The sequence below is a fragment of the Phenylobacterium koreense genome (assembly GCF_040545335.1).
GTDB lineage: Bacteria > Pseudomonadota > Alphaproteobacteria > Caulobacterales > Caulobacteraceae > Phenylobacterium > Phenylobacterium koreense.
Genome location: NZ_JBEPLU010000002.1, coordinates 95836 through 112514, shown reverse-complemented (window position 1 = coordinate 112514; position 16679 = coordinate 95836). Strand labels below are relative to the sequence as shown.

17 protein-coding genes are annotated in these 16679 nt (G+C 68.7%); 4 read left to right on the top strand and 13 right to left on the bottom strand.

All coding sequences use genetic code 11. The features are described 5' to 3' along the window. Positions 1 to 35: 35 nt before the first annotated feature. The 6 genes from ABID41_RS12270 to fabD all read right to left on the bottom strand — a co-directional run bounded on the left by ABID41_RS12270 (position 36) and on the right by fabD (position 6417). Complete coding sequence (locus ABID41_RS12270) at positions 36 to 1631, bottom strand: tetratricopeptide repeat protein (protein WP_331930726.1); 1596 nt, start codon at positions 1629 to 1631, stop codon at positions 36 to 38. Positions 1632 to 1888: 257 nt separating this feature from the next. After that, entirely contained in the window at positions 1889 to 2914 is a 1026-nt protein-coding gene (mltG, locus tag ABID41_RS12265) for an endolytic transglycosylase MltG (protein WP_354297788.1), read from the bottom strand. 68 nt (positions 2915 to 2982) lie between these two features. After that, entirely contained in the window at positions 2983 to 4266 is a 1284-nt protein-coding gene (gene fabF, locus ABID41_RS12260) for a beta-ketoacyl-ACP synthase II (protein WP_331931942.1), read from the bottom strand. Between the two features lie 83 nt (positions 4267 to 4349). Continuing rightward, positions 4350 to 4589: an acyl carrier protein gene (locus ABID41_RS12255; RefSeq protein ID WP_056019455.1), complete on the bottom strand. Its 240-nt coding sequence runs from the start codon at positions 4587 to 4589 to the stop codon at positions 4350 to 4352. 141 nt (positions 4590 to 4730) lie between these two features. Continuing rightward, on the bottom strand, positions 4731 to 5471 hold the full coding sequence (gene fabG, locus ABID41_RS12250) for a 3-oxoacyl-[acyl-carrier-protein] reductase (RefSeq protein ID WP_331931941.1): 741 nt from the start codon (positions 5469 to 5471) through the stop codon (positions 4731 to 4733). A gap of 1 nt (position 5472) precedes the next feature. Beyond that, on the bottom strand, positions 5473 to 6417 hold the full coding sequence (gene fabD / locus ABID41_RS12245) for an ACP S-malonyltransferase (RefSeq protein WP_331931940.1): 945 nt from the start codon (positions 6415 to 6417) through the stop codon (positions 5473 to 5475). Positions 6418 to 6508: 91 nt separating this feature from the next. On the opposite strand from fabD, the gene ABID41_RS12240 reads away from it, so the two are divergent. Continuing rightward, on the top strand, positions 6509 to 7585 hold the full coding sequence (locus ABID41_RS12240) for a zinc-binding dehydrogenase (protein ID WP_331931939.1): 1077 nt from the start codon (positions 6509 to 6511) through the stop codon (positions 7583 to 7585). Here ABID41_RS12240 and ABID41_RS12235 read toward each other — a convergent pair. From ABID41_RS12235 to ABID41_RS12210, 6 genes are read right to left on the bottom strand one after another with little or no spacing between them, the layout of a single operon-like run. After that, entirely contained in the window at positions 7582 to 8652 is a 1071-nt protein-coding gene (locus ABID41_RS12235; RefSeq protein ID WP_331931938.1) for a lipocalin-like domain-containing protein, read from the bottom strand. The genes ABID41_RS12240 and ABID41_RS12235 overlap by 4 nt on opposite strands. Then, positions 8652 to 11198, bottom strand: coding sequence for an FtsX-like permease family protein (locus tag ABID41_RS12230; RefSeq protein WP_354297787.1), 2547 nt, complete (start codon positions 11196 to 11198; stop codon positions 8652 to 8654). Before ABID41_RS12230 ends, ABID41_RS12235 begins: the two co-directional genes overlap by 1 nt. After that, a complete protein-coding gene (locus ABID41_RS12225; RefSeq protein WP_354297786.1) occupies positions 11191 to 11868 on the bottom strand; it encodes an ABC transporter ATP-binding protein in 678 nt (225 codons plus the stop codon). The genes ABID41_RS12230 and ABID41_RS12225 overlap by 8 nt, the downstream gene beginning before the upstream one ends. A gap of 37 nt (positions 11869 to 11905) precedes the next feature. Beyond that, on the bottom strand, positions 11906 to 12697 hold the full coding sequence (locus ABID41_RS12220) for a thioesterase family protein (protein WP_331932278.1): 792 nt from the start codon (positions 12695 to 12697) through the stop codon (positions 11906 to 11908). A 34-nt stretch (positions 12698 to 12731) separates the two neighbouring features. Continuing rightward, entirely contained in the window at positions 12732 to 13139 is a 408-nt protein-coding gene (locus ABID41_RS12215) for a globin (protein ID WP_331932279.1), read from the bottom strand. Between the two features lie 48 nt (positions 13140 to 13187). After that, on the bottom strand, positions 13188 to 13631 hold the full coding sequence (locus ABID41_RS12210) for a winged helix-turn-helix transcriptional regulator (RefSeq protein ID WP_331932280.1): 444 nt from the start codon (positions 13629 to 13631) through the stop codon (positions 13188 to 13190). Positions 13632 to 13711: 80 nt separating this feature from the next. Here ABID41_RS12210 and ABID41_RS12205 point away from each other — a divergent pair, with 80 nt between their 5' ends. Then, positions 13712 to 14437: an SDR family NAD(P)-dependent oxidoreductase gene (locus ABID41_RS12205; RefSeq protein WP_331932281.1), complete on the top strand. Its 726-nt coding sequence runs from the start codon at positions 13712 to 13714 to the stop codon at positions 14435 to 14437. 9 nt (positions 14438 to 14446) lie between these two features. Then, positions 14447 to 15049, top strand: coding sequence for a 2-hydroxychromene-2-carboxylate isomerase (locus ABID41_RS12200; RefSeq protein ID WP_331932282.1), 603 nt, complete (start codon positions 14447 to 14449; stop codon positions 15047 to 15049). Between the two features lie 4 nt (positions 15050 to 15053). Here the strand turns inward: ABID41_RS12200 and ABID41_RS12195 are convergent, their stop codons facing one another. Then, positions 15054 to 16028 (bottom strand): phosphoribosylaminoimidazolesuccinocarboxamide synthase, encoded by a 975-nt coding sequence (locus ABID41_RS12195; RefSeq protein ID WP_331932283.1) that lies wholly within the window; start codon positions 16026 to 16028, stop codon positions 15054 to 15056. Between the two features lie 102 nt (positions 16029 to 16130). Between ABID41_RS12195 and ABID41_RS12190 the strand changes: the two genes are divergently transcribed. Next, positions 16131 to 16676, top strand: a complete 546-nt coding sequence (locus ABID41_RS12190; RefSeq protein WP_331932284.1) for a peroxiredoxin — start codon at positions 16131 to 16133, stop codon at positions 16674 to 16676. The last annotated feature ends 3 nt before the right edge of the window (positions 16677 to 16679 follow it).

Sequence of the window (16679 nt, the reverse complement as noted above, 5' to 3'; positions counted from 1 at the left end):
GCGCTCTTCGAAACGAGGCGCTACGCGTCGGAACGCTAAAGCCGCTCCATCCGCAGCCAGGACCGATCACCCGCCCAGGCTCGTGAAAAGGCCATCTGCGCCGCCGCGGCGTCCACATCGCGCCCCAGAGCCGCCTCGCTACGGGCCAGGCCATAGAGGGCCCAGCCGTTGTTGGGCGTCTGCGCCAGGGCGGCCCGGAAAGCGCTGCTGGCCTCGTCGTAGCGTCCGGCCAGGAACAGCGCCGCGCCGAGCGACTGGTTCACTGGATAGTACCAGTAAGGCGGCTCCTGGTATGGAACGCCGGCCTCGATCGCGCCGGCCCTCTGATAGTGGCCGATGGCGTCGTCATAGCGGCCTTTGGCGGCCGCCATCCGCCCACGCGCCACGTTCTCGGCCAGGGCGATCAACTCCGGCGCAGGCACGCCCTGTTGGATCATCCCCTCGAACGCACCGGACTTCGCCAACGCCTGCATGGCCGCGATTTCCCGGTCAAAGCCGCCCTGGTCCCTGAGCTGGGCGTAGGCGACCGCTCTCGCATAGTGGCGCATGGCGACGGCATAGGGCAGTCGCACATCGGCCGCCGGCATGGTCAGGATGGCGCTCGGCTCGGCGAACTGGGCCATCGCCTGATAGGGTGCCGCCTCGATGACCTGAACCCATGCGATCCTGGCCGAGGTCACAGGATCCAGGATCGTCGCCAGGCGTCTCGCCTCCCCGATCGCCGTGTCCATGTCGCCGGCCATCTGGGCGGAGATGACGATGAAGTGGACGTTGTGCGGATAGTACCCGTAGCGCACCAGGCTATGGTCGTTGGCGCTGCGAATGAAGGCTTCGTCCGCTCGCGCCGCGGCGATGTTCACGCGGATCGAGTCCGCGTATCGCCCGCGGACCTGGTAGATGTGCGAGGGCATGTGGACGAGATGCGCGGCGCTCGGCGCATCCGGGCTGGAAAGCCGGTCGGCCGCGGCCTCGGCGCGCCTGGCGTCGCTGGCCTCCAGCAGATGGATGTAGAGGTGCCCGGCCTGCACGTGAGCCGGATTGCGGGCAAGAACCGTCTCGACCAGCCGCACGGCCTCACCACTTCGTCCGACCGGTGTCTTCTTGTCGGCCTCCCAATAATTCCACGGGCTGGTGTCCATCACCGCTTCGGCCGCCAGGACGGCGACGTCATCGTCGGCCGGGAAGCGTCGCGCGACCTCCAGCATGGCGTCGGCATAGGCGCCGTCGAGCGTGGCGCGGTCAGCCTGGGGATCGCGTGAATAGCGGCGGGCCACCGCCTCGATCAGCGCGCGCTCGACCGGCGAGGCCCGCTCGCGCAAGGCCATCGCTCGATCCATGGCGGCCAGCGCCGCATCGCGGTCCCGCTCGTCCATCGGCGCATTGATGTTGGGACCCAGCGCGACCGCCTCGCCCCACCAGCAACTCGCACAGTCCGGATCGAGCTTCTGAGCCTCTCTGAATGAACGGACGGCGCCCGAGTGGTTGAAGCCATAGGTCATCAGCAGACCTTGGCTGAAATAGCGCCGCGCCTGCTGATTGGACGTCGTCACGGGAAACGGCGACCTTGTCAGGTCCTCGTAGAGCGGAATGGGCCCGGCCTGGCTGGCCGGCGCCGCCACCGCTTCGGCCATAACGAGAACCCGCGCCAAGGCCCCACCCGCTCGAGGCGCGCTGCAAAGCGACGAAGCCATACGACTGGGATCCAGCGCCGCCAGGAGTTCGGGCGAGAAGCGAGCCTGGGGAGTGAAGCTTGCGAGCGAAAACCCAAGTCCGACTACGGCGACGGCGTTCAACGCGTACCGCATCCCGTTCCTCCCCAGGCAGTCGCATATCGATGATACGCGACCCATGGAGATGTCAAGCTCGCCAGGCCAGGGCGGCGCCTCGCCTACTGCGCTTTCAGCTCCGCCGCCCTCTCCTGCAGGGCCGCAGCGGCCCGCTGGCGTTCCACGGCGCGCCATTTGGCGACATTCTTCAGGTGCTCCTCGTAGGTCGAGGCGAAGACATGTCCGCCGCCGCCGTCGGCGACGAAGAACAGGTAATCGGTCTTGGGCGGATCGAGCACGGCGGCCAGCGCTGCGCGCCCTGGATTTGCGATCGCGGTCGGGGGCAGGCCCGGAATCTGGTAGGTGTTGTAGGGGTTCGAGGCGGCCATTTCCGAAGCTTTCAGGCCCCGGCCGAGCGGCTTGCCGCCGTTCAGGCCGTAGATGATGGTCGGATCGCTCTCCAGCCGCATGTTCTGGCGCAGCCGATTGACGAAGACCGCCGCCACCTGCGGACGCTCGCTGGCGATACCGGTTTCCTTCTCGACGATCGAGGCCAGGATGACCGCTTCGTCCGGCGTCTTGAACGGCAGGCCCGGCTGGCGGTTGGCCCACAGCAGGGCCAGCAGCTCGTCGCGCGCATCCATCATCCGCTTCAGCACAGCGGCGCGGTCCTCGTTCCGCTCGTACTGGTAGGTCTCGGGAAGGATGGAGCCTTCGGGCGGGGCCGGGACGACGCCGGTCAGGTCGGGCCTGGCCGCCAGCAACGCCACCGCGACCTCGGAGGTCATCCCTTCGGGGATGGTGATCTGGCGGATGACGATCTTCCCGTCGCGGATGTCGCGCAGGATCGAGGCCATGGAGGCCCGGCTCTTGAACTCGTATTCGCCGGCCTTCAGCGACTTGGCCGCGCCGGTAATCTGGGCGGCCGCGGCGAAGAGCGACTTGGACCGAATCGCGCCGGACCGCTCGAGCGTGGAGGCTATCTCGGTCAGGCCCGCGCCCTTGCGCAGCAGGACGACGCGGGTCGCGCCGCCGTCAGTGGCCGGCCCCGGCCCCTGATAGGCCCACAGCCCCGCAGCCAGCGCCAGCGCCAGCACGACGCCCAAGGTCGCCGCGGCGCTGCCGAGGATGATGCGGAGGCGGCGCATGGGGGTCAGGCCGCCGCCGTTGCGCCGGCGGCCCTTTCGCTTCGCAGAGGTTTTGCGCGGTCGGCGGCTCACGAGACCTTCTTGAAGATCACCGAGGCGTTGGTGCCGCCGAATCCGAAGCTGTTGGAAAGAGCCACGTCGATCTTCATCGGCTTGGCCTTATGCGGAACCAGGTCGATCTCGGTCTGCACCGAGGGATTGTCCAGGTTGATGGTCGGCGGCGCGATCTGGTCGCGAATGGCCAGGACCGTGAAGGCCGATTCGATCGCGCCGGCGGCGCCCAGCAGGTGTCCCGTCGCCGACTTGGTCGAGGACATGGTCACGCCCTTGGCCGCATCGCCCAGCAGACGGGTGACCGCGTTCAGTTCGATCTCGTCGCCCAGCGGGGTCGAGGTGCCGTGCGCGTTCACATAGTCGATCTCGGCCGGGGTGACGCCCGCGTCCTTGATCGCCGCCTTCATGGCGCGGAACCCGCCGTCGCCGTCCTCGGCCGGAGCGGTGATGTGATAGGCGTCGCCGGCCAGGCCATAGCCCGCCACCTCGGCGTAGATCTTCGCGCCCCGCGCCTTGGCGTGCTCGTACTCTTCCAGCACCAGGACGCCCGCGCCCTCGCCCATCACAAAGCCGTCGCGGTCCTTGTCATACGGCCGGCTGGCCTTTTCCGGGGCGTCGTTGAAGTCGGTGGACATGGCGCGGCAGGCGATGAAGCCGGCGATGCCGACCGGGCAGATGGCCGCCTCGGCGCCGCCTGCGACCATCACGTCGGCGTCGCCGTACTTGATCAGCCGGGCCGCGTCGCCGATCGCATGGGCGCCGGTCGCGCAGGCCGTGACCACCGAGTGGTTCGGGCCCTTGAAACCATGGCGGATCGAGACCTGGCCCGAAGCCAGGTTGATCAGAGCCGAGGGGATGAAGAACGGGCTGACGCGGCGCGGACCCTTCTCGAACAGCTCGACGCTGGTCTTTTCGATGGTCGCCAGGCCGCCGATGCCGGAGCCGATGATGACCCCCGTGCGGTCCTTGTCTTCCTCGGTCTGCGGGACCCAGCCCGAATCCTTGACGGCCTCGTCGGCCGCGACGATCGCATAGAGGATGAAGTCGTCGACCCGGCGCTGTTCCTTCGGCGGCAGGGTGTCGTCCGGATTGAACGAGCCTGCGACGTCCGGGCCGCCGCCGCCGCGGCCGTCCACGCGCGGCACTTCGCACGCGACCTGGCAGGCATAGTCGGTCGGATCGAAGGTGGTGATCCGGCCGGCGCCGGACTTGCCTTCGAGCAGGGCTTTCCAGGTGACCTCGGTCCCTTGACCGAGCGGGGTGATCAGACCGATGCCGGTGACGACGACGCGACGCATGAGCGGGCCTCCAAACGCAGACCGCCGCGGGCTCCGGAGAGCTTCGCGGCGGTCAAATAGTCAATGAATTCCGTAGGTTCGCCTTAGGCGCCCAGGCGCTCACCGATGAACTTCACCGCATCGCCGACGGTCTGGATGTGCTCGGCGGCGTCGTCCGGAATCTCGATGTCGAACTCTTCCTCGAAGGCCATGACCAGTTCGACGTTGTCGAGGCTGTCGGCGCCCAGGTCGTCGATGAAGCTGGCCTTCTCGGTGACCTTCTCCGGATCGGCGTCCAGGTGTTCGATGACGATCTTGCGCACGCGCTCGAGGATGTCGGACATTCGCTTAAGTCCCTTGTGTTTCGCTAAATCCATCCGCGACGGCCGACTGGATGTCAACCGTTGCGGATATACGGGTAGAGACCTTCGCCTCGCCGGTTCGGGCGGCGACGTAGCATGTTCGCCACAGCCGCGCCAGCGGGCTCAGATCATGGCCATGCCGCCATTCACATGCAGCGTTTGGCCGGTCACGTAGGCAGCTTCCTCGCTCGCCAGATAGACGCAGGCGGCGGCCACTTCCGCGCCCGTGCCGAGCCGTGCGGCGGGGATTGTGCCCATGATCTGGGCCTTTTGCTGCTCGTTGAGGGCGTCGGTCATCGGGCTTTCGATGAAGCCGGGCGCCACGCAGTTCACGGTGATGCCGCGGGTCGCCACTTCCTGGGCCAAGGCCTTGGAAAAGCCGATCATGCCGGCCTTGGAGGCGGCGTAGTTCGCCTGGCCCGGATTACCCATAACCCCGACCACCGAGGTGATGCCGATGATTCGGCCCCAGCGGCGCTTCATCATGCCGCGCATGGCTGCGCGGCTCAGTCGGAAGTAGCTCTCGAGATTGACCTTGAGGACCGCTTCCCAGTCCTCGTCCTTCATCCGCATCAGCAGGCCGTCGCGGGTGATGCCGGCGTTGGCGACCAGGATGTCGATGGGCTTTCCAGCAACCTCTTCCGCACGGCCGATCAGGCTGTCGACCGACTCGGGGTCGGAGAGGTTGGCGGGCGCCGCCGAGGTCCGCTCGCCGAGGGTCTGGGCAAGGTCCTGCAACACCGCCTCGCGGGTGCCCGACAGCACAACGTGGGCGCCGGCCGCGTGCAGCGCCTTGGCGATCTCCCCGCCAATGCCGCCGGTCGCGCCGGTGACCAGGGCGGTCTTTCCCGTCAGGTCGAACATTTCAGAGTCCCTTCGCGAAGCCTTCGAGGTCCGCCGGCGTATTCAGCGGCGTCGCCTCGGCGTCGGGGGCGATGCGCTTGGCCATACCCGACAGCACCTTGCCGGCGCCGGCCTCGGCGAATCGGGTCGCCCCGCCCTCGCCGGCCAGCCAGATCATGCTCTCGCGCCAGCGAACCCGGCCGGTGACCTGCTCGACCAGCAGGCGGCGGATCTCTTCCGGATCGAGGGTCGGACGGGCGGTGACGTTGGCGACCACCGGCGCGCGCGGCGCGATGATCGTAGCGTCGGCCAGCGCCTGGGCCATCTCGTCGGCGGCCGGCTGCATCAGAGGGCAGTGGAAAGGCGCCGAGACGTTGAGCGGGATCGCCCGCGCGCCCAACTCCTTGGCCTTCTCGATGGCGAGGTCGACCGCGGCCTTGTCGCCGGAGATCACCACGTTGCCGTTGTTGTTGTCGTTGGCCACGACGCAGACGCCCACGGCCGAGCCGGCCAGGGCCGCAGCTTCCGCCAGCGCCACGTCGGTCTTGGGGCCGATCAGCGAGGCCATGGCGCCGGCGCCCACCGGCACCGCGCGCTGCATCGCCTGCCCGCGCAGCTTCAGGAGCCGGGCGGTGTCGGCAAGGCTGATCGCGCCCGCCGCCGCCAGGGCCGAGTATTCGCCGAGCGAGTGACCCGCCACGAAGGCCGCCTTCTCGATCCCGACGCCGAACTCCTTCTCCAGGGTCCGGGTCACGGCCAGGGACACGGCCATCAGCGCCGGCTGGGCGTTCTCGGTCAGGGTGAGGTCGCCCTCGGGCCCTTCGCGCATCAGCGCCGAGAGCTTCTGCCCCAGCGCGTCATCGACTTCCTGGAACACTTCACGCGCCGAGCCGAAGGCTTCGGCAAGGTCGGCGCCCATGCCGACGGCCTGGCTGCCCTGGCCAGGAAAGATGAAGGCGAGGCTCATTGGCGCGTCTCCGCACTTACGATTCAGAGGCGGGAGGGTTAGGGGATATGCCAAGCCCCGGCAAGGCGGCGATAAAAATGGGAGGAAGCCGATGCGCGCCGTCATCCGGCGAAACAGGCAGCTCGTCTGCGACCAGATCGAAGCTCTGAAGCCCGACACAGGCCAGGTGCTGGTCCGCACCCTGGCCTGCGGAATCTGCGGCTCGGACCTGCACGCGCTCCACCACATGGAGCACATGATCGACCTGACCCGCCGTGCCGGCGGCCTCACGGGCGACTTCGATCCCACCGCCGACACGGTGTTCGGCCACGAGTTCTGCGCCGAGATACTCGATCATGGCGCCGGCACAAGCGGCCAGCTCAAGGCCGGCGCGCGGGTGGTATCGATCCCCGCGACCATGACCCCGGCCGGCGGCGTCGAGATGCTCGGTTTCTCCAACCGCCTGCCCGGCGGCTTCGCCGAGCAGATGATCCTCTCCGAAGCCCTGCTGCTGCCGGTCCCCAATGGTTTGCCGACCGACAAGGCGGCGCTGACCGAGCCCTTCGCCGTCGGCGCCCACACCGTCGCCAAAGCGCGCCTCGATCCGGACAGCGTGGCCTTGGTGATCGGTTGCGGCCCCGTCGGTCTGGCGGTGATCGCCGGCCTCAAGGCCAGGGGCCATGGCCCCGTCATCGCCGCCGACTACTCGCCCAGGCGCCGCAAGGCCGCTGAGGCGCTGGGCGCCGATGCTGTGATCGATCCGGCGGTCGAAAGTCCGCACGCCCGCTGGGAAGGCTTCGGCGTCCCCACCGCCCGCGCCGCCCAGAACATGGCGCGCATGATGGGAAGGAACTTCGGGCGGCCGGTGGTGTTCGAATGCGTCGGATCGCCGGGGGTCCTCCAGAGCCTGATCGAGGCCTCTCCCGCCGGGGCGCAGATCGTGGTGGCGGGCGTCTGCATGGAGACCGACCGGATCGAGCCCGCGATCGCCATCACCAAGGAAATCGAGCTGACCTTCGTCTTCGGCTACACGCCCGAGGAGTTCGCTGCGACCCTGCACGACATCGCCGAAGGTCGTATCGACGTAGAGGGCGTCGTCACCGGCACGGTAGGCCTCGACGGCGTCGCCCAGGCCTTCAAGGACCTCGGCGATCCTGAGGCGCACGTGAAGATCTTGGTTACGCCCTAAAGCTTCATGGGCGTGGCATAGCCCGTCAGTTCCAGATAGCCGCGCCCGCCCGCCGTGGTCACCGCGCCCTCCCAGTAGATCGGGCCGCCGGAGGCGCGGCTGTCCAGTTCCTGGTCGTCGAACAGGGGCTTGAGCCGCCAGACGCGCTGGCCGGCGGGCAGCCGAACCGCCAGGTTCCGCTCGACCGGATAGGTCGCCCCGGTCCTGGGGGACTTCCAGCGACGCTCGGTCGAGAAGCGCACGTCACCCGGCTTGAAGGCCGTAAGCGCGCCGTCGGGGCCGCGATAGGAGCCGCCGGCCCAAAGCGCCCTCCCCGCCCCGTCACGCACCTGGAAAGCCATTAGCGCCGCCCCGTCGTCGAGGTTCAGCCCGACCCAGTCCCAGCCCACCGCGCGCGGATCGAGCAGGGTCGAGGACCACTCCCGATCCAGCCAGGCCGAGCCGGTGACCTTGCTCCGCTTGCCGCCGCGGACGATCTGGCCCGACACCTTCAGGTGCGGGACGCTGTAATAATAGCTCGCCTGCCCGGCCGCCGGTCCCTTGCGGCTATAGCCGCCCGCCCCCTGCAGGATCGCCGGCTGGGTCGGTTGGAAGCCGAGATCCAGCGCAAAGCCCTCGCCACGCACGGCGGTCACCATGCGCCCGTCAGGCCGTCGCCGAAGCGTCCAGTCGTCGATGACCAGGTCCATGTCCTTGGTCGAGGCTTCCGCTAGCCCGAATCCCTGGCGCGCAATCCTCTGGCCGTGGAGCAATTTTCCGTTGCGGGGGTCCGACAGCGCCGCGTGCGCGAACAGTATCTGCCGGGGTGCGAAGGCGCTCGGGTTGTCCTCGCCTGCGCCAGGTCGCGAACGGAAGAACGTCACCTGGAAGCCAAGCTGCTCGCCGCCGTCGGTGGTTAGCCAACCGGTGACGTACCACCACTCGGTCCGGAAATCGGGATGCGCGCCATGATCGCCTGGAAGCCGGATGGCCGCCCCGGGAACCACCGCGCGATAGGTCGGCGCCTGGGCTGTCGCCGGCGACAGAGCCGCAAGCCCGAGGATGAGCGCGAGCAAGGCCCGGAGCATCACCAGTCCTCTCTCACCGCCCGAACGGCGTCGGCGGAGACCGCCCTGCGCCCGGCCAGCAACGCCGTCCCCGCCGCCGAGGCGATCAGCGCCAGGATCACCCCGCTCAGCAAGGCGACAGGCAGGCGCGTCTCCATGGTCCAGTGGAAGGACTGCGGGTTCACTACATGGATCAGCACCTGGCCCATCACCAGGCCCAGGGTCAGGCCGGCGATGCCCCCGATGACGCCCAGCAACAGCCCCTCCACCGCCAGCATCGACAGGATCTGGCCCCGGGTCACGCCGAGGTGCCGAAGCATGCCGAACTCCTTGGTCCGGGCCAGGGTCTGGGCCGACACAGTGGCGGCGACGCCGGCCAGCCCGACGATGATGGCGATGGCCTCCAGGCCATAGGTGACCGCAAAGCTGCGATCGAAGATGCGCAGCGCCATTTCCCGCAACGCCCGTGGCTGGGCGATCGTCAGGTGCGCGCGAAGTTCCGGCCGCAGCGCCTCTCGGATCGTCGCCTCCGCCGCGTCGACGCTGACCCCCTGATCGAGCAGGACAGACGCCTCGCCGCGGGCTTGATCGCCGGTGAGCCGGCTGTAGTCGCGACTGTCCAGGGTCACCGCACCGTGCTGACGGGCATAGTCGCGCCAGACGCCGACGACGAAGAATCGTGGCGACGCCCCGGCCTCGCCGAGCGGCAGTTCGATGCTCTGGCCGACCCGCCAGCCGTAGAGCCAACTCGCAGGCTCGGAGACATAGACCGGTACTGCGCCCGCCGGCGCCGGCGCCACCCGCCCGATCATCGGCGGAGCTCCGGGCCCCAGCCCGCCCTCTGGCCGGGCGATCAGGGCGACGGGCGGCTGGTCCGCCGAGACCCGCAACGGGACGGTCCGCATGAAATAGATTCCCCGCACGCCGGGCGCCTGCGCCAGACGCTTCTGGTCGTCAGGGTCGAAGCCGCCGCCCAGGCCGGTCCCCTCGGTGCGAAGATAGAGGTCCGCTGGCAGGACCTGATCCAGCCACGCCTCGACCGAGCCGCGGAAGCTCCAGACCATCACCGCCATGGCGACCATCAAGCTCGTGCTGGCGACCACGCCGCATAGCGCCACCGCGGCCTGGGACGGCGCGCCCCATAGGCGCTTGATCGCCAAGTCCACTCCGACCACGCCGCTGGCGTGTCGTCGCGCCGGGGCAAGCAGCGTCCGCGCCAGCCAGGGTGTGGCGACAATACCGCCGGCGAGCAACAGCGCCATCGACAGGTATCCGAAGAGCGGTATCCCGCCGATCGCTGGCGCCAGGGCCGACACTCCGCCGGCCACGACCAGGGCGACCGCGGGCCATATCGGCGGCGTGCGCCGCGGGTCGATGGCGTCACCAAGGTTCTTGAGCGCGACCGCCGGCTGGGCCGAAGCCGCTTCCCTGGCCGGTACAAAGCTGCCGGCGACCGCCGTCACGATCCCCAGCAACAGGAAGAACGAGGCTGCTCCCAGCGAGACGACCAGTTCTGGCCGGCTGTCGCCGAAATAGCCGCCGCCGAGATCGCCGCCCATCACGCGCAGCGCCGCCGCCGCCAGCCCCACGCCAAGCAGCACCCCGGCGAACCCGCCGACCAGTCCGACGCAGAGGCCCTCGGCCAGCACCTGGCGCAACAGGCCCCGGCGGCGCACGCCCAGGACCCGCAGCAGCGCGAACTGCGGCCGCCGCCGCGCCACCGACAGGGACTGCGCCGAATAGACGAGGAAGCCGCCGGTCAGCAGCGCCATCATCGCCAGCATGTTCAGGTTGACCCGATAGGCCCGACTCAGGGCGTCGCTGCGGCGGGCCTCGGCCTCGGCGCTCACTACCTGGGCGTCGGCCGGAAGCTCTTTCGCCAGCCTCTCGGCGATCTGCTGGACGTCGGCTCCGGGCGCGGCCCGCAGGTCGAGGCGTTGCAGGCGCCCCAGTTGGCCGAGCCGCCATTGGGCCGCGGCGATGTCCAGCACCGCCACCCGCTTCCCCTCCGCGACGCCCGGCAGCACGCCGGCGATCCGGAACGAAGCGCGGCGCGGGCCGACCGCCAGTTCGATGCGCTCGCCGACCTTGCGCCCTGCCAGCGCCGCCGACGACAGGAAGACCGCATCCTCGTCGAAGACGGCGTCGGGCGTCGGTCCGCCCCGTGCGTCGGCCAGCGGCCGCCCGACCAGCGCCGGCGTCACCCGCGCCGCGCGCAGGACGTCCAGGCCCAGCACCGTGAGGCCTTCGTCGGGACGGTCGGTGACCGCGTCCAACTCGACCACGGGGCTGGCCATCGCAACGCCCTCGGCGCGCGCCGCGACCGGATAAAGGTTCTCTGCGAAGCCGAAGGGCGTGGTGGCCCGGATCTGCAGTTGCGCCTCGCCATTGACCGCGCTGACGGCCTTGGAAAACTCGCTAAGCGCCGAGGCGTTGACCAAGTGCACCGCCAGCCCCAGCGCGACGCCGATGGCGATCGCGATCGCTGCGGTCACCACGCGGCCCGGATGGGCGCGCCATTCGCCGAGCACCATCCAGCGTGCGGCCAGCGTGCTTTGCCTAGCCATGACGCGCGACCAGCCCGCCCCGTCCGAGGATGAAGGTCCGGTCCGCGGCCGAGGCGGCGATTTCCGAGTGGGTGACCAGGACAACGGCTGCGCCGGCCTCCCTGGCCTTGCCCGCGAACACCTCCAGCACCCGCGCGGCGGTGTCGGGATCGAGGTTGCCGGTCGGCTCGTCGGCGAGCAGCAGGGTCGGACGATGGATCAGCGCCCTGGCGATCGCCACGCGCTGCATCTCTCCGCCTGAGAGTTCCTTGGGATAGGCCTGGGCGCGCCCTTCGAGCCCGACCTCGGCCAGCAGGGCGGCGGCGCGCTCCAGAGCCTCCCCTTCACGCGCGCCCTGCAAGGCCAGCGGCAGAGCCACGTTCTGCGCCAGGTCCAGATGCGGAAGAATGTGGAAGGCCTGGAAGACGAAGCCGACCTTGTCGCGCCGCAGGCGCGTGCGGGCGTCCTCGTCCAGGCGAGCGATGTCGACGCCATCGATCGCCACCTGTCCCCGGTCGGGGGCGTCCAGCCCCGCGATGAGGTTCAGGAGCGTCGACTTCCCGACCCCCGATTCGCCCATGATCGCGATGAATTCGCCAGGGGCCAGTTCGAGGTTCAACCTCTCGAACAGCACCCGCCCACCGGGGACCGACTTGGCGAGATCTGAAAGCGAAAGCGCAGGGGGCGGCATGGCCGGAACCTAGCCCGTGACGCCCCCTGCGCGCACTCTATTTGGCCGGTTCTTTCGGCGGCATCTTGCGCTGGGCCAGGGCGGTGCAGGCCGCGACGCCCAGGGGACCATCTTCCCCATAGATGCGGCAGTCCCCAACGGCCACGCCGTCGTCGGCTCCGTGGTAGGCGGTTTCGAAGCCGATCCATTCGGTGGTCGGCAGGCGGTGCAGGTAGAGCGTCACGTCGGAGTTGATGTAGCCCAGCCCCTTGTCGCCCGCATGGGTCAGGGGACTGACGAAGTCGCAGGCGACCGCGACGCGCTGGAACGGGGTGAGAGCCTCGCCCTCGACGATCTCGCGGACCTCGCTCATCCAGGTGCGGCGTTGCTCGGCCGTGCCGAAGCCGCCGCTCAGCGAGCGCATCGCCCACATGCCGCCCATGCCGCGGCCATCGGCCGGCGGCTCGATCTCCGCGGGCAGCGGGACCTTCCAGGGCTCCGGCTTCCAGACCACGCCGTCGGCGTTCTCCGTGCGGCGGAGAAACTGGCACGAGGCGCGCGCCATGGAGACGCCGCCGGAGATGAACTCGGCGTCCACCACGCGGATGCGACCGCCTTCGCGCACGACCGTCGTCTTCACCTCGATAGGGTCGAAGCCGGGCAGCCGGTACATGTCGACGGTGAGCCGGGCCGGAAGGAATTCCGGATCTCCGTGCTTCTGCTCAAGAACAAAGCCGAGAAGGCCGATAATGACCCGTCCATGGAGCGATTGAGGATTCCAGGGACCACGGCTGGCGGGAGTCGGGACGTAATATTGACCGTCCCTTTTGAAAAAGGGTTCGTTTGCCATCGGGCGCGACCATGACGGATTCCCGGTTGCCGGCCTAGACCTTTGAGCGAACCTTCACCAGAGCGTCGAGTTCTCCCAGCAGCCTGTCCCACGCAGCCTGGGTTTCGGCCGTCCACGCATCCCCCAGCTTGTCGCGCACGGTCTCCATCACGACTGGAAAGAAGCTCGCGAACACCTTGGGCGGAACGCCGATGTTCTCGTGGTTCACCACCTCGGCGCGGATCATGTTCGGTGCGTAGTGGCCCGTGCTCTCCAGATCGAGCAAGGTCTCGAACACCACCGCCAGCATCTCGCCGCGGGCCGCGCCCCTGACGTCGTTGATGAACAGCGCCTCCATCTCCGGCGAGCGCGCGAAAAGGCGCTGATAGACGGTCGAGGTCGGATCGCCTTCACGCTCGGCCAATTCGGCGAGACTGGCGGCTACTGGGCGCGTTTCAATCATTTCTCGGGTTCCTCCCCCAGGGACGAACCTTACGCCTGACGCGGCGCGTTAAAAGCCCGGTCGTGCCTCGACCGCGCGCGCATGGACCGGCTCGCCGCACTCGGAGCAGGTCTGCACCGCATGAAAGTCGCATCCGCAGGCCTTGTGCCGCAGCAGCATGGGCGGCCCCTCCGCGCCCGCATAGTGCTGGTCGCCCCAATGGACGATGGCCAGGATCACCGGATAGAGGGCCAGCCCCTTCTCCGTCAGCCGATACTCGTGGCGCGGCGGCCGTTCCTGGTACTGCGAACGATAGAGGACGCCCTCGTCGGTCAGCAGCTTCAGCCGATCGGCGATGATCGTCCGCGAGATTCCCAGCCGCTCCTGAAAGCCCTCGAACCGGCGAACCCCCAGGAAGCAGTCACGCAGGATCATCAGCGTCCAGCGGTCGCCGATCACCGCCACCGACCGCGCCACCGAGCAGCGCTCGCCTGCCAGGTCGTCCCATTTCATCGGCCGGCCCTTTCGCCATTGACCAGGTCCAGTTTCGATACCATGGTCAATCCAGAAAATAAACTCACTGGAGAAACGCCATGGCGGCATGCCTGGTTGTCGGCGCTGGAGACGGTGTCGGCGGTGCTATCGCGCGCGCCTTCGCCGCCGAAGGGCTGGAGGTCTGCGTCACGCGCCGCGCGCGCAACATGGACCAGCTCGAAGAGCTTGCGGCCACCATCCGCGCCAAAGGCGGAAAGGCCCACCCCTACGGCGTCGACGCCCGCTCCGAAGAGGAAATGATCGCCCTCTTCGATCGCATCGAGGCCGAGGTCGGCCCCCTGGAGGTCGTGGTCTTCAACATCGGCGCGAACGTCCGCTTCGACCTGACCGAAACCACCTCACGGGTGTTCCACAAGGTCTGGGAGATGGCCTGCTTCGCCGGCTTCCTGACGGCCCGGGAGGCGGCGCGGGTCATGACGCCCCGCGGCAAGGGGACGATTCTTTTCACCGGCGCGACCGCATCGGTCCGCGGCCGCCAGGGCTATTCGGCCTTCGCTGCGGCCAAGCACGGCCTGCGCGCCGTCGCCCAGTCCGCCGCCCGCGAACTCGGGCCCCAGGGCGTCCACGTGGCGCACGTGGTGGTCGACGGGGCCATCGACGGTGTCTTCGCCCGCACCAACATCGCCGACCGCGAAGAGCGCCTCGCCCGCGACGCGATCCTCAAGCCCGAAGACATCGCCACCAACTACGTGTGGCTGCACAAGCAACAACGCTCGGCCTGGACGCATGAACTCGATCTGCGCCCCTGGTCGGAGGCCTGGTAAGGAGAGCCTATGCCCAAGACCGTCGAGTTCATCTTCGATTTCGGCAGCCCCAACGCCTATCTGGCCAGTCGCGTCCTGCCGGACATCGCTGCGCGCACAGGCGCCGAACTGCTCGTCACGCCCTGTCTGCTGGGCGGGATCTTCAAGATCACCGGCAACCAGTCGCCCGTCACCGCCTTCGCCGAAGTCCATGGCAAGCTGGCTTACGAAGCGCTGGAAACCCGGCGCTTCATCGAGAAGCACGGCCTGGCCGAATACCGCGCCAATCCGTACTTCCCGGTCAACACCCTGCTGATCATGCGCGGCCTGATCGCGGCCGGCCGGATGGGGGTGAAGGACGCCTATCTGGAGGCGGTCCTGTCGGGCATGTGGGAGCGCGGCCTGAAGATGGACGATCCCCAGGTCGTCGCACAGGCGCTCACCGAGGCCGGGCTGGACGCCAAGGCGATCCTCGAAGCCACCCAGGACCCCGAGGTGAAGGCCGAGCTGCTGGCCAACACCGAGCGCGCCGCAGCCCGCGGCGTCTTCGGCGTCCCGACCTTCTTCGTCGACGACGAGATGTTCTTCGGCAAGGAGCGCCTGGGCCAGGTCGAGGCCGAACTGGCCGCCTGATCGCTTAGGAGAAGAAAGGGCTCAGGTTGCGGCGGATCCGTTCCAGCACGGGTTCGTCGCTGTCCTCGATCTCGAAGACCTGACCGGTGATGGTCTCGAAGGCCTGGATGTAGACCGCCGCGGTCTCCACCAGCATCGCCTCCGGGATCTCCGGGATCGGGTCATTGTAGGGATCGCAGCGCTCGGCGACCCAGGCGCGCACGAAGTCCTTGTCGAAGCTCTCGGGGCGCAGGCCCTGCTCGAACCGTTCGCGATAGCTCTCGGCGAACCAGTAGCGGCTGGAGTCCGGCGTATGAATCTCGTCGGCCAGCACGATCTGGCCGTCGGCGTCGGTCCCGAACTCGTACTTGGTGTCGACCAGGATCAGCCCACGCTGCGCCGCGATCTCCTGGCCGCGCGTGAACAGCGCCAGCGCGTAGTTCGACAGCGTGTCCCACTGTTCCTGGGTCAGCAGCCCCTGTTCGACGATCTGCGCCGGGGTCAGCGGCTCGTCGTGCCCGCCGTCGAAGGCCTTGGAGGTCGGGGTGATGATCGGGTGCGGCAGCTTCTGATTGTCGCGCATCCCGTCCGGCAGGCGATGGCCGTACATCTCGCGCTCGCCCTTCTTGTAGAGCGTCAGGATCGAGGTGCCCGTCGTGCCGGCCAGGTAGTCCCGGACCACGATCTCCACCGGCAGGATGTCCAGTCGCCGCCCGACGACGACGTTGGGGTCCGGATAGGCCAGGACGTGGTTGGGACAGATGTCGCCGGTCCGTTCGAACCAGAAACGCGCCGTCTGGGTCAGCACCTGCCCCTTGAATGGAATCGCCGCCAGGATGCGGTCGAAGGCGCTGATCCGGTCGCTGGCGATGATGATCCGCCGCCCGTCCGGCAGGTCGTAGTTGTCCCGCACCTTGCCGAAATAGGGGTTCGGCAGTTCGGGGATGTGAGCCTCGCGCAGGACGCGATGGGCGTTGCGGGCCAGGGCCGCCTTGTCCATGGGATGATCCGTTCCGGAAGTCGTAGCGGCTTCTAGCCCGCAAGCGCGCGGAAGACAAAGGCCAGCGGCGCTCCTATAGTCGCGGCGCTCCGGAGGATCCCCATGCGTCGTCTCGCACTCGCCGCCGCCGTCGCGGCCCTCGCCGCCACCCCCGCGTTCGCCGCGCTGAAGGAAGGCGTCAAGGCCCCCGACTTCACCGCCCCGGGCTTCCAGGCCGGCAAGCCGATCAACTTCTCCCTGGCCCAGGCCCGTAAGGCCGGCCCGGTGGTGCTCTACTTCTTCCCGGCAGCCGAAACCGCCGGCTGCAATCTGGAAGCCCGCCTGTTCGCCGAATCCATCGACCAGTTCAAAGCCCAGGGCGCGACGGTGATCGGCGTCACCGCCGGCAACCTCGACAAGCTGGCCGCCTTCTCGGCCGATACCGAGAAGTGCTCCGGCAAGTTCCCGGTCGCCGCCGACCCCAGCGCCAAGATCGCCGCCCAGTACGACGCGACCCTGGCCGTGAAGCCGGGCTGGTCGAACCGCACCTCCTACGTCATCGCCCCGACCGGCGAGGTGATCCACGCCTATTCGGACCTGAAGGCCAACGACCACGTCGCCGAAACCCTCGGCGCGGTGAAGGCCTGGCGCGCCAGCCACCCGAAGTAAGCC